15 protein-coding genes and 1 pseudogene are annotated in these 14,191 nt (G+C 74.6%); 8 read left to right on the top strand and 8 right to left on the bottom strand.

Annotation, left to right across the window (positions count from 1 at the left end):
* Positions 1-118 precede the first annotated feature (118 nt).
* Positions 119-877 (bottom strand): annotated as a pseudogene (locus ACYVPE_RS21740) (ABC transporter permease); the annotation flags it as partial.
* A 1-nt stretch (position 878) separates the two neighbouring features.
* Positions 879-1,643, bottom strand: a complete 765-nt coding sequence (locus ACYVPE_RS21735; RefSeq protein WP_461035374.1) for an ABC transporter permease — start codon at positions 1,641-1,643, stop codon at positions 879-881.
* Positions 1,644-1,693: 50 nt separating this feature from the next.
* Between ACYVPE_RS21735 and ACYVPE_RS21730 the strand changes: the two genes are divergently transcribed.
* Positions 1,694-2,866 (top strand): ABC transporter ATP-binding protein, encoded by a 1,173-nt coding sequence (locus ACYVPE_RS21730; RefSeq protein ID WP_461035334.1) that lies wholly within the window; start codon positions 1,694-1,696, stop codon positions 2,864-2,866.
* A gap of 30 nt (positions 2,867-2,896) precedes the next feature.
* Here ACYVPE_RS21730 and ACYVPE_RS21725 read toward each other — a convergent pair whose 3' ends face one another.
* From ACYVPE_RS21725 to folB, 3 genes are all read right to left on the bottom strand, one after another.
* On the bottom strand, positions 2,897-3,403 hold the full coding sequence (locus ACYVPE_RS21725; RefSeq protein WP_461035333.1) for a DUF3180 domain-containing protein: 507 nt from the start codon (positions 3,401-3,403) through the stop codon (positions 2,897-2,899).
* 65 nt (positions 3,404-3,468) lie between these two features.
* A complete protein-coding gene (folK, locus tag ACYVPE_RS21720; RefSeq protein WP_461035332.1) occupies positions 3,469-4,080 on the bottom strand; it encodes a 2-amino-4-hydroxy-6-hydroxymethyldihydropteridine diphosphokinase in 612 nt (203 codons plus the stop codon).
* A complete protein-coding gene (gene folB, locus ACYVPE_RS21715; RefSeq protein ID WP_461035331.1) occupies positions 4,077-4,436 on the bottom strand; it encodes a dihydroneopterin aldolase in 360 nt (119 codons plus the stop codon). Before folB ends, folK begins: the two co-directional genes overlap by 4 nt.
* A 242-nt stretch (positions 4,437-4,678) precedes the next feature.
* Here folB and folP point away from each other — a divergent pair, with 242 nt between their 5' ends.
* Together folP and ACYVPE_RS21705 are read left to right on the top strand one after the other, a co-directional pair.
* A complete protein-coding gene (gene folP, locus ACYVPE_RS21710) occupies positions 4,679-5,548 on the top strand; it encodes a dihydropteroate synthase (RefSeq protein WP_461035330.1) in 870 nt (289 codons plus the stop codon).
* Positions 5,545-6,051 carry a nuclear transport factor 2 family protein gene (locus ACYVPE_RS21705; RefSeq protein ID WP_461035329.1) on the top strand — a complete coding sequence of 169 codons (507 nt, stop codon included), beginning with the start codon at positions 5,545-5,547 and terminating at the stop codon, positions 6,049-6,051. Before folP ends, ACYVPE_RS21705 begins: the two co-directional genes overlap by 4 nt.
* A 126-nt stretch (positions 6,052-6,177) precedes the next feature.
* Here the strand turns inward: ACYVPE_RS21705 and ACYVPE_RS21700 are convergent, their stop codons facing one another.
* Positions 6,178-7,596: a PH domain-containing protein gene (locus tag ACYVPE_RS21700; RefSeq protein ID WP_461035328.1), complete on the bottom strand. Its 1,419-nt coding sequence runs from the start codon at positions 7,594-7,596 to the stop codon at positions 6,178-6,180.
* Positions 7,597-7,618: 22 nt separating this feature from the next.
* On the bottom strand, positions 7,619-8,131 hold the full coding sequence (locus ACYVPE_RS21695; protein ID WP_461035327.1) for a PH domain-containing protein: 513 nt from the start codon (positions 8,129-8,131) through the stop codon (positions 7,619-7,621).
* Positions 8,132-8,178: 47 nt separating this feature from the next.
* On the opposite strand from ACYVPE_RS21695, the gene ACYVPE_RS21690 reads away from it, so the two are divergent.
* The gene (locus ACYVPE_RS21690; RefSeq protein ID WP_461035373.1) at positions 8,179-9,330 is read left to right on the top strand and encodes an NADH-quinone oxidoreductase subunit D; all 1,152 of its coding nucleotides are present in this window, start codon (positions 8,179-8,181) and stop codon (positions 9,328-9,330) included.
* A gap of 49 nt (positions 9,331-9,379) precedes the next feature.
* Here ACYVPE_RS21690 and ACYVPE_RS21685 read toward each other — a convergent pair whose 3' ends face one another.
* A complete protein-coding gene (locus ACYVPE_RS21685; protein WP_461035326.1) occupies positions 9,380-10,381 on the bottom strand; it encodes an SAM-dependent methyltransferase in 1,002 nt (333 codons plus the stop codon).
* A 92-nt stretch (positions 10,382-10,473) separates the two neighbouring features.
* Here ACYVPE_RS21685 and ACYVPE_RS21680 point away from each other — a divergent pair, with 92 nt between their 5' ends.
* The 4 genes from ACYVPE_RS21680 to panC all read left to right on the top strand — a co-directional run.
* Positions 10,474-11,694: a sensor histidine kinase gene (locus tag ACYVPE_RS21680; protein WP_461035325.1), complete on the top strand. Its 1,221-nt coding sequence runs from the start codon at positions 10,474-10,476 to the stop codon at positions 11,692-11,694.
* Positions 11,695-11,722: 28 nt separating this feature from the next.
* On the top strand, positions 11,723-12,400 hold the full coding sequence (locus ACYVPE_RS21675) for a response regulator (protein ID WP_461035324.1): 678 nt from the start codon (positions 11,723-11,725) through the stop codon (positions 12,398-12,400).
* Positions 12,401-12,511: 111 nt separating this feature from the next.
* On the top strand, positions 12,512-13,480 hold the full coding sequence (locus ACYVPE_RS21670) for a Rossmann-like and DUF2520 domain-containing protein (protein WP_461035323.1): 969 nt from the start codon (positions 12,512-12,514) through the stop codon (positions 13,478-13,480).
* Positions 13,477-14,191 (top strand): pantoate--beta-alanine ligase (gene panC, locus ACYVPE_RS21665; protein WP_461035322.1); only part of this gene is annotated, 715 nt, incomplete at its 3' end. The genes ACYVPE_RS21670 and panC, both read left to right, overlap by 4 nt.

Raw genomic sequence — 14,191 nt, 5'->3', positions numbered from 1 at the left:
GCGTGGACTCGGGGGCCGCGCGTGCGGCCCGGGCCTGGGCGCGGGAGGCGCTGACGCCAGCGGCGGTGGGGTGGGGCGTGGCCGGTGCGTCGGCCGGGCCGGTGCCGGGGCTCGGGCCCGCTGGCGGGCCGGCCTTGGGGCCGCCGTCCGGCTGGCCGCCGCCGTCGGCGGCGCCGGTGGCGCCCTGCTCCCGGGTACGGCGCTTGCGCCGCCGCGCCGGGTCGATGGCGCGTTGCAGCAGCGTGAGCGCCCCCTCGACGGCCAGCGCCAGCACGGCGACGAGCACGGCGCCCGCGACCACCTGCGCGGTGCGGTAGTTCGCGAAGCCGGCGGTGATGATCCGGCCGAGCCCCCCGCCGCCCGGCAGCGCGGCCAGCGTGGCGGTGGCGACGATCTGCACCGCCGCCGTCCGGACGCCCGTCATGATCAGCGGGAACGCCAGCGGCAGTTCGACGCGCGTCAACAACTGCCAGCGCGACATGCCGAGGCCGCGCGCCGCGCCGACCACGTCCCGGTCGGCCTCGGAGATGCCCACGTAGGCGTTGGTGAGCAGCGGCGGCACGGCGAAGAGCACCAGCGCGACGAGGACCGGCAGGTCGCCGTGGCGGCCGAGCGGGCCGAGGGTGAGCAGCACCAGCACGGCGAAGGTGGGCACCGCGCGCCCGACGTTGGAGATGTTGATGGCCAGCGCGCCGCCGATCCGGCGCCCGCCGGCGTGGCCGAGCCAGCAGGCGAGCGGCAGCGCCACGGCGCAGGAGACGAGCAGCGAGATCCCGGTGAGGGAGAGGTGTTCGGCGAGCCGGTGCCAGACGCCCGCGTCGCCCGACCAGTTCGCGCCGGTGGTGAGCCAGGTCCACGCGTCGGCGAAGACACCCATGTCAGATCGCCCCCTTGGCGTCGAGCGCCGCTTCCTGCCCGACGGCCTCCCGGCGGCCTCGCCGTGCCGCGCGGTTGGCGCGCCGCCCGCCGCCGGTGGCGGCCGCCCTGGTCCAGGGCGTCAGCAGCCGTTGCAGCGCGAGCAGCAGCAGGTCGGCCAGCACGGCGAGCAGCACGCACAGCACGGAGGCGGTGAGCACCTGCGCCTTGAAGTAGCTCCGCATGCCGGTGTGGATGAGGTTGCCGAGCCCGCCGTGGCCGACGATGGCGCCGACCGTGGTCAGCGAGACGGCGGAGACCGTGGCGATCCGCACCCCGGCCATCAGCGCGGGCACCGCGAGCGGCAGTTCGACGCCGAACAGCAGCCGCCAGCGGCCGTAGCCCAGGCCCCGGGCCGCGTCCCTGGCCTCGGCCGGGACCGAGTCGAGCCCGGTGAGGATGTTGCGGACCAGCACGGTGAGTGAGTAGAGCACCAGGCCGCAGATCACCACCGAGGCGGTGAGCCCGAACACCGGCAGGAGCAGCGCGTACATGGCGAGCGACGGGATCGTGTAGAGCACGGTGGTCAGGCCCAGGATCGAGCCGGCGGCCGGCCGCCACCGGCGGGCGAGCAGGGCCAGCGGGAAGGCGACCAGGATCGCGATGCCCACCGACGTGGTGGCGATCACGACGTGTTCGAGGGTGGCGTCGGTCAGCTCCTGGCCACGACTGCGGACATACTCTCCGCAGATCCACTCGTTCGCCGCCAGGCAGTTCTCGGCGCTCACCGCACTCATGTTCAAGCACCCTAGCCGGGAAACCTGACAGACTGATGAACATGTTGCAGTTCGACCACGTTTCCAAGCGCTACCCGGACGGCACGCTCGCCGTGGACGACCTCCATCTCGAGGTGGCCGAGGGCGAGCTGGTCACGCTCGTCGGTCCCTCGGGCTGCGGCAAGACCACCACGATGCGGCTGGTCAACCGGCTGGAGGAGCCGACGTCCGGCCGGATACTGCTCGGCGGTGCGGACATCGCCGGCCAGGACCCGGTGCGGCTGCGCCGCCGGATCGGCTACGTCATCCAGCAGGTCGGCCTCTTTCCGCACCGCACCGTCCTGGACAACGCCGCAGCCGTGCCGCTGCTGCTCGGCCGGCGGAAGGCCGAGGCACGCCGCCGCGCCGCCGAGCTGCTCGAACTCGTCGGCCTCGACCCCGCCGTCTACGGCGGCCGTTACCCCGACCAGCTCTCCGGCGGGCAGCGGCAGCGGGTCGGCGTGGCCAGGGCGCTGGCGGCCGACCCGCCGGTGCTGCTGATGGACGAGCCGTTCGGCGCCGTCGACCCGGTGGTGCGCGAGCGGCTGCAGAACGAGTTCCTGCGGCTCCAGGCCGAGATGCGCAAGACCGTGTTGTTCGTCACCCACGACGTGGAGGAGGCGGTCAGGCTCGGCGACCGGATGGCGGTCTTCGGGCAGGGCCGCGTCGAGCAGTTCGACTCGCCGGCCGCCGTGCTCGGCAACCCGGCCAACGACCACGTGGCGGCCTTCGTCGGCAGCGACCGCGGGCTCAAGCGGCTCTCGGTGACGCCCGTCGAGAAGGGCGACCTGGAGCGGCCGCCGGTGGTGCACCTCGCCGACCCGATGGACCGGGCCGCCGCCCTGATGCGCGCCGACGGCGTGCGGTGGGCCGTGGTGCTCGACGAGCGGGAGGCGCTGCACGGCTGGGTGCCGATACCGGACGCCGGCGGTATGGACGCGGTCGGCCCGGTCGCCGGCTACGCGCGTCGGATGGACGCCACGCTGCCGCTCGGCGCCTCGCTCAAGCAGGCGTTCAGCACCATGCTCCAGTACGACGCGGGCTGGATCGCGGTGCTCGACCCGCGCGACGACGACCGCTTCCTCGGCGTGCTCACCCCCAGCGGGCTGCACGAGGCGCTGCGCCGCTCCATCGACGCCGACGCGCGCGACGTGGCCCGCTCGGCCGTCGACCTCGACGCGGTCAGCGGCGCGTAACCGCTCCGCTGGGGCCGCTGGGGCCGGGGGCTACGCGCGGTGGCCTATCGGCCCCCGGCCGCCGTGGCCCTCGTCGTCGTCCCCGTCCCGCAGCCGGCAGACGCGCTCCAGGTAGAGCGCGGCCGCCACCACCGCGAGCCCGGCCACCACCGCGAGGCCGGCGTAGAGCGCCTGATCGCGCCGGTTGGCCACGTCCATCCGGTACATCAGGAGGAACAGCCCGAACCCCCCGTACCCGCCGGCCACCAGCGCCGACACCAGCGCGCTCGCCTGGCCGAAGACCACGGCGCGCGCCGCCATCATCCGGTCCACCGGCTTCGCGCCGGGGCGCCGTTCGCGCTGGGCGCGCAGCCGGGACCGCAGCGAAAGCGCGGTGGCCAGCAGCACGACCGCGATCAGCGCGAGGATGACCGGCGCGAGCAGCGGCACCGCGGGCAGTGTGTTGTCGAGGGAGTCCCACAGCCCGGCCGCTGCCCAACACAGCGCCGCAGCGGCGATGAACAGGCCGGCCAGGGTGCGGATCCGCAGTTGGTTCATGACGGTGAACTTCGGTCCCAATCAGTCCGGGAGGCTGGGCTCGTGGTGGGCGCGGACGGGCTCGCTCAGTCGGGCAGCACCAGGGTGAGGTCGGGGCGCGCGACGACGCCCTGTTCCGGGAGCGCGGTCAGCAGTCCGGCCACCGGGCCATGGCCGGGAACCTCCGCCCCCGGATCGACATCGTGCCACGGCACGAGCACGAACGCCCGCTCGTGGGCGCGGGGATGGGGGAGGGTGAGCGTCGGGTCGTCGGAGACCACGCCCTGGTAGGAGACGATGTCCACGTCGATGGTGCGCGGCGCCCAACGGGTGTCCCGCACCCGCTCGAACGCCTCCTCGATGGCGTGCGCCCGCTCCAGCAGGGAGGACGGCGGCAGCGTCGTCTTCACGATCACCACCGCGTTGAAGTAGGTGGGCTGGCTGCCCGGATCCACCCCCCACGGCTGGGTCTCGTACACCGGCGACACGGCCTTCACGCGCACGCCGGGAGTGTCCTCGAGGGCGTCGATCGCGCCCTGGAGGGTCTCCAGGCGGTTGCCGAGGTTGCTGCCGAGGGAGATGACGGCGCGTTGCGGGTTGTGCAGGGTCGAGTCCGCGGCGTCGACCTGTTGGACGACGGAGGCGGGCACGGGCTGGACGGTGGGGTCGGGGGAAGAAGCGGCGTTGCTGGGGGTCATGCTCGGCTCCGCTTGATGGTGATGGTCACGTCGTCAAAGGGAACGGCGATGGGCGCCCGCGGCTTGTGCACGGTGACCTCGGTCCACTGGACCGGCGGATGCCCGAGGCACCGGTCGGCGATCCGCTGGGCCAGCGTCTCGATCAGGTCGCAGGGTTCGCCGGTGACGACCGCGGTGATCTGTTCGGCCAGCACGCCGTAGTGCACCGTCTTCGCCAGGTCGTCGTCGGCCGCGGCCGCGCGCGTGTCGACGCCGAGTCGGACGTCGACCACGAAGGTCTGCCCCTCGGCGCGCTCGTGCGGGAGGACCCCGTGGTAGCCCTTGGCGCTCAGCCCGTGCAGGGCGATCACGTCCACGGCGTCACTCCCTCTCGTCGTTCGCTGCTTGAACGCTGGTCCAGGTCTCGTCATGCCCGGGGATGGTCGCAGGTGCCAAGGGCATGAAACCCCTCCGAGGCGTTCGAATCTACCCGCGCGGGGCGATCGGCTTCCCCTACCCGGGGACACACCGCCCGATGGTGCCTTACGCCCTGGCACGGCGCGGCACCAGGTCGCTTCTCGGCCCGCTCCGGCGGCCGGTGAGCCCCTACCCTTGACGCATGAACATCTCGTACGGCCACGTGACCGGGCTGCCCAGCTGGGATCGCTGCGCGGTCATGGGGGTGGTCAACGTCACACCGGACTCGTTCTCGGACGGGGGGCGTTGGTTCGACGCCGAGTCCGCGGTGAAACGTGGCCTCGACCTGGTGGCCGAGGGCGCCGACCTCGTCGACGTGGGGGGCGAGTCGACCCGACCGGGCGCGACCCGGGTGGACGAGCCGGAGGAGCTGCGCCGGGTCATCCCCGTCGTGCGGGAGTTGGCGCGCGAGGGCGTGGTGGTCAGCGTCGACACGATGCGGGCCGGGGTCGCCGAGCAAGCCGTCGCGGCCGGCGCGCGGCTCGTCAACGACGTCAGCGGCGGCCGCGCCGACCCCCGGATGGTGCCGGTGGTCGCGGCGGCCGGGGTGCCGTTCGTGGTGATGCACTGGCGCGGGCAGAGCGTCGACATGAACGACCGCGCGGTCTACGGGGACGTGGTGGCCGAGGTGCTCGCGGAGCTGCGGGAGAGCGTGGCGCGCGCCGTCGAGGGCGGGATCACGTCCGACCGGCTGATCGTCGATCCGGGTCTCGGCTTCGCCAAGAACGCCGAGCACGACCTGGCGCTGGTCGCCGCCACCCGGCGGCTGCGCGCCGAACTCGGGCTGCCGCTGCTGGTGGCGGCGTCCCGCAAACGGTTCCTCGGCCGGGTGCTCGCCGGTCCCGGCGGCGGGCCGCCGCCGGCCAGGGAGCGGGACGCGGCCACGGCCGCCGTCACCGCGCTCGCCGCGCGGGACGGCGCCTGGGCGGTGCGGGTGCACGAGGTGCGGGCCAGCGCGGACGCGGTGCGGGTGGCCAGGGCCGTCTCGGCGGCGGGGGAGGGGGCGGCGTGAGCGGCGCCAGCACGGACGTGGAGGCCGTGACGGCGGCCAACACCGGGCTCTACGACGCGTTGGAGCGCGGCGACCTGGACGCGATGGCCGAGCGCTGGCTGGACGCGGACATCAGCGTGGTGCACCCCGGCTGGCCGGTGATCAGCGGGCGCGGCGAGGTGATGCGCTCCTACGCGCTGATCATGGCCAACACCGAGTACATCCAGTTCTTCCTGACCGACGTCGAGGTCGCGGTGCAGGGCGACACGGCGCTGGTGACCTGCACGGAGAACATCCTGAGCGGCGGCCCCGCCGAGGAGGACGGCTCGGCCGGGCCGCTGGTCGGCGGCATGGTGGTCGCCACCAACATCTTCCGCCGCACCGAGACCGGCGAGTGGAAGGTGTGGGCACACCACGGCTCGCCGGTGCTGCTCGACCAGGAGGACGACGACGAGGCCGACGCGGCCGAGGCCGACATCGACGAGGACGACGACGGCGACGTCGGCGGCACGGCGATCGGCTGACGCGCCCCGTTGAGGGCTGCGCCCCGTAAGGGGCGCGGGGAACTGCGCGACCAGCCACGACGGCGCCGCAGGCCAGCCGCGCACCTCCCCCGCGCGAAGCGCGGAAAAGCGGGTGGGTGGGTGGGGCTAACCCGTCAGCCAGCGCTCCGGCGCCGCCGCACGCCGGCCGAGCCGGGATCGCTCGGCCTGGGCGGCCACCTCGGCCGCCACGTACCGCTCGTCCTGCAACCGCGCGCTCGCCGTGCCGTCCGCGCCGTGGTCCACGTGGATGTGCGCCAGGCCGAGCCGCTGCGCCCAGGGGCCCCGCGTCATCCTGACGCTCTGCACCTTGGCGTGCGGCACCAGCTCGTGGACGCGCCGCAGCCGGCCGTGCCTGGCCACGAAGACCGACTCCGTCACCCCGTGCCCGTAGCCGACCCGGCCCACCGGGAAGGCCCAACGGGCCCGGCCGGGTGCCGGGTTGATGGCGGCCAGGGCCGCCGGGATGTCGACGTCCGGCAGGATCCGGCCCACCAGGGCCGCCGCCAGCTGGCGGGTGGCGACCGGCACCAGCAGCCCGCCCTCGTTCCCCGCGCCCGCCACGTCGAGTTCGACCCGCACCCAGCCGCGCCGCCGCCACAGCAGCGGCTCGACCAGCCGCACCGCCTGCACCCGTCCTGGCGGCACGGTGGCGTGGTCGCGCTGGAGCAGGCCGTGGTCGAGTCGCAGCCCGTCGGGCGACTCGCTGACGGTCCAGCCGTACTGGGTGAGGAACGCGCCGAAGCTCGACTGCCAGGCGCCGGCCAGCAGCGGCAGCCCGGCCAACACGGCGGCCACGATGCTGTCGCTGCCCCACCAGACGAGCGAGGTCACACCGAGCGCGATCGCCAACAGGCCCCAACCGGTACCGAGCAGCGCCAACGACCTGATCAGGGTGGCGGTGTCCACCTGGGATAGCTCGTGGGCCGGCGCCTCGCCGGCGGTCGTCGCGGCCTCCGGGGCGATGCCGGCGGCGCGGGCCAGCAACTCGGCGCGCAGCCGCACGGCCTCGGCCTCCGACAGGTACGCCAGCTCGTCCGACGCGCTCGAACCGACCACGTCCATCTTCAGCTTGGCCACCCCGAGCAGCCTGGCCAGCATGGGCCGCGAGACGTCGATGGCCTGGATCCGGTCGAGGCGCAGGTGGGCGGAGCGGCGGAACAGCAGCCCGGTGCGGATCCGCAGCTCGGTGTCGGTGACCAGGTAGCGGGTGACGCGCCAGGACAGGTAGCCGTAGCCGGCGGCGCACAGCACCAGCGCGAGCAGCAGCAGGGCCAGCTGGACTAGGCCGAGCGAGCTCGTCCAGTCGTCGAGGTTCTGCACGTTCTGCGCGGCGACGGCGCCGAGCCCGGCCAACGGCGCCCAGGTGCGGCGCCACGGCGTCACCGGGTGCAGCCGGTGGCCCTGGCCGGCGGGTATCTCGCCGCGCTCGCCGCCCTCGCCCGGCTCCCCGGGCTCCCCTGGCTCCCCGGGCTCCCCGGGCTCGCCGTCCTCGCCGCGGGTCCGCCGCTCGGTCAACGCGCTCACGGTTCCCCCGCCCCCGTCCGGTTCACAGCCCGGCCGAGCGGGCCTCGCCCAGCTCGGTCAGGCGGTCTCGCAGGCGCTCGGCCTCGGCGGGCGGCAGCCCGGGGATGGTGGCGTCGGTGGCGGCGGCCGCGGTGTGCAGCTGGAGGGTGGCCAGGCCGAACCTGCGCTCCAGCGGGCCCGAGGTGACCTCGACCAACTGCATCCGGCCGTAGGGCACCACGGTCAGCTGCCGCCACAGCACGCCGCGCCTGATCAGCAGGTCGTCGTCCCGCTCCTGGTAACCCCAGGAACGCCAGTTCCGCGCGAGGGCGCCCCAGCCCCAGAGCGCGGCGCCGGCCGGGACCAGCGCGAACAGCGCCCAGGGGCCGCCGGCGAGCAGCGCGAGCAGGACGGCGAGCGCCACGGTGGGCGGTGCGAGCCAGCCGACCAACAGCAGCCGCCGCATCCGCAGCAGCGCGCCCGCCACGGGCCGCCAGCTGTCGCCGGCCCCCGAGACCGCCCCCGCCGGGGCCGGATTCTCAGCCCTCGTGTCCATACCAATGCATCTTAGAGGGGCGGCGCGCGACACGGAGGAGTGAAAGACTGACGCGCATGACGGAGACGGTGATCGGGGTGGGTGGCGCCGCGGAGAGCACCGACATGGTGCTGAACATCGGCCCCCAGCATCCCTCCACGCACGGGGTGCTGCGGCTGCGGCTGGTACTCGACGGCGAGCGGATCTCCAGCGCGGAGCCGGTCGTGGGGTACATGCACCGGGGCGCGGAGAAGCTCTTCGAGGCGCGCGACTACCGGCAGATCATCGTGCTGGCCAACCGGCACGACTGGCTGTCCGCCTTCTCCAACGAGCTGGGCGTCGTGCTGGCCGTCGAGCGGATGCTCGGCATGGAGGTGCCGGAGCGCGCGGTCTGGCTGCGCACCCTGCTCGCCGAGCTCAACCGGGTGCTCAACCACCTGATGTTCCTCGGCTCCTATCCGCTGGAGCTGGGCGGCATCACGCCGATCTTCTACGCGTTCACCGAGCGCGAGAGCCTCCAGCACGTGATGGAGGAGGTCTCGGGCGGCCGGATGCACTACATGTTCAACCGGGTGGGCGGGCTCAAGGACGAGCTGCCCGCCGGCTGGACGGGGCGGGCCAGGGACGCGGTGGCCGACGTGCGCGCCGGGATGACCAGGCTCGACGAGCTGGTGCTCGGCAACGAGGTGTTCCGGGCCCGCACCAGGGACGTCGGGGTGCTGCGGCCGGAGACGGCGCACGCCTTCGGGATCTCGGGGCCGATCGCCAGGGCCAGCGGCGTGGACTTCGACCTGCGCCGGGACGAGCCGTACCTGGCCTACGGCGAGTTGGGCGACGTGCTGCGGGTGGTCACCAGGGAGGCGGGGGACTGCCTGGCCAGGTTCGAGGTGCTGCTGGAGCAGGCGAAGAACGCCCTCGACCTCGCGGACGCCTGCCTGGACCGGCTCGCCGAGCTGCCGCCAGGACCGGTCAACCAGCGGCTGCCCAAGGTGCTCAAGGCGCCGGAGGGCGCCACCTACGCCTGGACGGAGAACCCGCTCGGCATCAACGGCTACTACCTGGTGTCCAAGGGGGAGAAGACCCCGTACCGGCTGAAGCTGCGGTCCGCCTCGTTCAACAACATCCAGGCGCTGCGCGAGCTGCTGCCCGGCACGCTGGTCGCGGACATGGTGGCGATCCTCGGCTCCTTCTTCTTCGTGGTCGGCGACATCGACAAGTGATCGACGGGTGATCGACGGGTGATCCGCACACGACGGCGGGCCCGGCCGATCAGGCCAGCGGGTCCGGGATCCCGACCGGCTCGACCAGCCAGCTGAAGCCGCCGAGGCCCGCCGGATCGGTCAGTTCGGCCGCCTCGCCGGCCCTGGCCAGCCGGCGCAGATAGCCGGCCGGGTCGCGGGACGCCGCCTCCAGCGGGGGGCGCGCGCCGTCCACGCCGAGCGCGCGCAGCGCGGCGCGCTGGGTCAGCAGCGCCGCGTCCGCGCCGGCGCAGGCGTCGAGCGCCACGTGGGCGGTCAGGTCGCAGCCGCCGTCCGGCACCGCCCGCACCTCACGGCCGTCCCGGTAGCCGGTCAGGGTGCCGAGCGGCGGGCGGCGGTCGCGGGTGTGCGCGTAGTCCACGGCCACCGCGAGCCCCCGCGCCAGGCTGGCCCTGGCGCCGGCCCAGGCGACGTCGCGGGGCAGCCCGATCTCGGCGCGGGTGCCGGGCGGCGCGCCGTCCAGCGGCCACCAGCGGCGCAACCAGTCGGCGTCCGCGCCCCGCACCGGCGGGCCGAGTCGCTCTTCGCCGTCTCGCGTGACCAGCACGTGGCGGGCCACCCCGGCGCCGTCCACCTCGGCCACGTCGAGCGGCACGTTGTCCAGCCACTCGTTGGCGAACAGCAGCCCCACCGCGCCAGCCGGCGGCGCGGACCGCCAGGCCACCCGCGGGTCGAGGCCGGCCGGGCGCGGGGCGCGCTCCACCGCGTGCACCCGCAGCCGGGCGGCCGGCTCGGCCGGCAGCGCGGCAAGCACCCCGGCCGCCAACTCGCCCCGGCCGGCGCCGACGTCCACCAGCGCCAGCTCCGGCGGCCTGCCCAGCGCCGCGTCCACCCGCAACAGCAGCTCGGCCACCGCGCCGGCGAAGAGCGACGAGGCGTGCACGGCGGTCCTGAAGTGCGCCGCCGGCGCCTGGCTGACGAAGAAGCCGCCGGGCCCGTACAGCGCGCGCTCGGTCGCCGCGCGCCAGCCCTCAGGCCGTTCGTCGGGGATGACCTCAGGGATCCCACTCACACGCATCATCCACCTTGAGGAGTAGTTGACGGCTTCGTGTATCGGCCGACGGGCTGACTCCCGAGCCGCACAGATTGCCTACGCTGGGTTACGTGAACCAGCTCTACGACTTCATCCGCCGCCACCCCACCTGGGTGGACGGCTGCTGGTCGTTGCTGCCGCTGTTCATGTCGCTCGTCGTCATCACGGCCCCCGGCACCGGCGCCTACGCGGGCGACGAGTGGGCCGCGCTGATCGTCATGCTCGCCTCGTGGGCCGTGATGACGTTGCGCCGGGTCGTGCCCGAGCGGATGCTGGTGCTCGCGCTGGCCATCGGCCTCTTCCAACTGGTCGCCGACGTCCGGCCGTTGCCGTCCGACTTCGCGTTCCTCGCCATCGCCTTCACCGTCGCCTCCCTCCCCAGGCGTTGGCCCTCCAGGGTCGCACTCGCCATGTCGCTGCTCGCACCCACCGTCTCCGTGCTGCGCTGGCCCGAGGACTCGGAGGAGAGCGGCCTGGCCAACACCATCGCCGGCACCGTCTTCCTCACCATCGCCTTCCTCCTCGCCTGGGTCCTCGGCGACTCGCTGCGCACCCGCCGCGCCTACTACGCGGAGCTCGAGGAGCGGGCCAACCGCCTGGAGCAGGAGCGCGAGACCCAGGCCAGGATGGCGGTCGCCGCCGAGCGCGCCCGAATAGCCCGCGAGCTGCACGACGTCGTCGCGCACAACGTGTCGGTCATGGTGGTGCAGGCGGACGGCGCCGCCTACGTCCTCGACACGGCCCCCGAGCAGACGCGCAACGCGCTGCACACCATCTCGGGCACCGGCCGGCAGGCCCTCACCGAGATGCGCCGGCTCCTCGGTGTGCTGCGCGGCGAGGGCGGCCAGGTCACCGGCCAGGACTACGTCCCGCAGCCCGGCGTCGAGCAGTTGGCCGACCTCGTCGACCAGGTCAGGGACACCGGCCTGCCCGTCGACTTCCGGATAGAGGGCACCCCGCGCCCGCTGCCGAGCGGCGTGGAGCTCACCGCCTACCGCATCGTCCAGGAGGCCCTGACCAACACCCGCAAGCACGGCGGCCCGGACGTGGGCGCCATCGTCCGGCTCTCCTACGATCTCGACGAGCTCACCGTGCTCGCCGAGGACGACGGCCGCGGCGCCCAGCGCGAGCTGTACGAGGAGCGCGGCGCGGACGGGCGGGGTCAGGGGCTGATCGGCATGCGGGAGCGGGTAGGCATGGTCGGGGGCGTGCTGGTGGCCGGCCCACGGCCGGGCGGCGGCTTCCGCATCAGCGCCACGCTGCCGCTGACCGGCAGCGACGCCGGGCGATGAACGAACAGCGAAGAAGGGGGAGGATCCGATGGCGATCCGCGTGATGCTGGTGGACGACCAGGTCCTGTTGCGCACCGGCTTCAAGATGGTGCTGGCCGCCCAGCCGGACATGGAGGTGGTGGCGGAGGCGGGCGACGGCCTGGAGGCGATCGGGGCGCTGCGGAACACCGCGGTCGACATCGTGCTGATGGACGTCCGGATGCCCAGGCTCGACGGCGTGGAGGCCACCCGCCGGATCTGCCAGGAGGGCGCCGGCGGCCCTGGCGACCCCAAGGTGCTCATCCTCACCACCTTCGACCTCGACGAGTACGCGTTCAGCGGCCTCAAGGCGGGCGCGGCCGGTTTCATGCTCAAGGACGTGCCGCCCGACGAACTGCTCGCCGCCATCCGCTCCGTGCACAGCGGCGACGCGGTGGTCGCCCCCTCCACCACCCGCCGGCTGCTCGACCGCTTCGTCCCCCTGCTGCCCACGGCCGACACGGCGCCGCACCCCGGGCTCGCCCTGCTGACCGACCGGGAGCGCGAGGTGCTGACCCTGATCGCCCAGGGCCTCTCCAACGGCGAGATCGCCGGCCGGCTGTTCGTCTCCGAGGCCACCATCAAGACCCATGTCGGCCGCATCCTGGGCAAGTTGGGGCTGCGCGACCGGGTGCAGGCCGTCGTCCTCGCCTACGAGACGGGCCTGGTGCGCGCCGGCGGGCACTGACGCCGGCTCCGCCGAAGGACACAGCGGCGCCCGCGCGCCGTAGCATGGCCTCGTCGTCCGGTACCCACCACAGGGACCGGAACGCCTGAGTCGAAAGAGGCACCACCCGTCGTGAACGCCGCCCCCAACGCGCCCCGGAGCACCGAGCCGCGGGACAGACCCGCGCGGCTCCGCGTCGGCGTGGTGGGCTCGGGCCGGGTCGGCCCGGTGCTCGCCGCCGCCCTCGCCCTGGCCGGCCACCGGCCGGTCGCCGCCTCCGGCGTCTCCGACGCCTCCCGGCGCCGGGCCGAGGAACTGCTGCCGGGCGTGCCGCTGGTCGCCCCCGACGAGGTGCTGGCCCGCGCCGACCTGGTGCTGCTCACCGTCCCCGACGACGCGCTGCCCGGTCTTGTCGCCGGCCTCGTCGAGACGGGCGCCGTCCGCCCCGGGCAGCTGCTCGCGCACTGCTCGGGCCGCTACGGCGCGGCCGTCCTCGACCCCGCGCTCCGCGCCGGCGCGCTGCCGCTCGCCCTGCACCCGGTGATGACGTTCACCGGCACCCCGGTCGACGTCCAGCGGCTCGCCGGCTGCTCGTTCGGCGTCACCGCGCCCGCCGAGCTGCGGCTCGCCGCCGAGGCGCTCGTCATCGAGATGGGCGGCGAGCCCGAGTGGATCGAGGAGAAGGACCGCCCGCTCTACCACGCGGCTCTGGCGCTCGGCGCCAACCACCTGGTCACGCTCGTCGCGCAGTCCCTCGAACTGCTGCGGCTCGCCGGCGTCTCGGCACCCGACCGGATGCTCGGCCCGCTGCTCGGCGCCGCCCTGGACAACGCGCTGCGCTCCGGGGACGCCGCCCTCACCGGGCCGGTCGCCCGCGGCGACGCCGGCACCGTGGCCGCCCACCTCGCCGAGCTGCGCGCCCACGCCCCGCACGCGCTGGCCGGCTACCTCGCGATGGCCCGCACCACCGCGGACCGCGCCCTCGACCACGGGCTGCTCAAGCCGGAGCTCGCCGAGGCGCTGCTCGGCGTCCTGGCCGACGGCGCCGACCGTGCCGACGAGGGGCCAGCCGAGGGGCCAGCCGAGGGAGGAGAGGGATGACCGAGATGGCCGGCACGACGGAGACCACCGGGGCGACCGGGCGGACGCCGATACCCGTCGCCCACGACGCGAAGGAGCTGCACCGGCACTACGCGCCGGAGGCGAGCCGCGCCGTGGTCATGACCATGGGCGCGCTCCACGAGGGCCACGCCGCCAACATCCGCGCCGCCCGCGAGCTGCTGCCGCCCGGCGGACAGCTGGTCGTCACCGTCTACGTCAACCCGCTCCAGTTCGGCCCGGGCGAGGACTACGAGCGCTACCCGCGCACCCTCGAAGCCGACGTGGCACTGGCCGCCGAGGCCGGCGCCGACCTCGTCTTCGCGCCGAGCGACGCCGTGATGTACCCGGCCGGGCCGCCCGCGGTGCGGGTCTCGGCGGGCGAGCTCGGCGAGCGCCTCGAGGGCGCCTCCCGGCCCGGCCACTTCGACGGCGTGCTGACCGTCGTCGCCAAGCTGCTCCACCTCACCCGCCCCGACCACGCGCTCTTCGGCGAGAAGGACGCCCAGCAGCTCGCGCTGATCCGCGGCATGGTGCGCGACCTCGACTTCCCGGTCGAGATCGTCGCCACCCCCACCGTCCGCGACCCCGACGGCCTGGCCCGCTCCAGCCGCAACCGCTACCTCTCCCCGGCCGAACGCGCCTCGGCGCTCGCCCTCAGCGGCGCGCTGCGCGCCGGCGCGGCCGCCGCCGACCGCGGCCCGGCGGCCGTCG

It is taken from the genome of Streptomyces mayteni, assembly GCF_054783955.1.
Note: the sequence above shows the minus strand (reverse complement) of the source record. Positions and strands in the feature narration are given on the sequence as shown.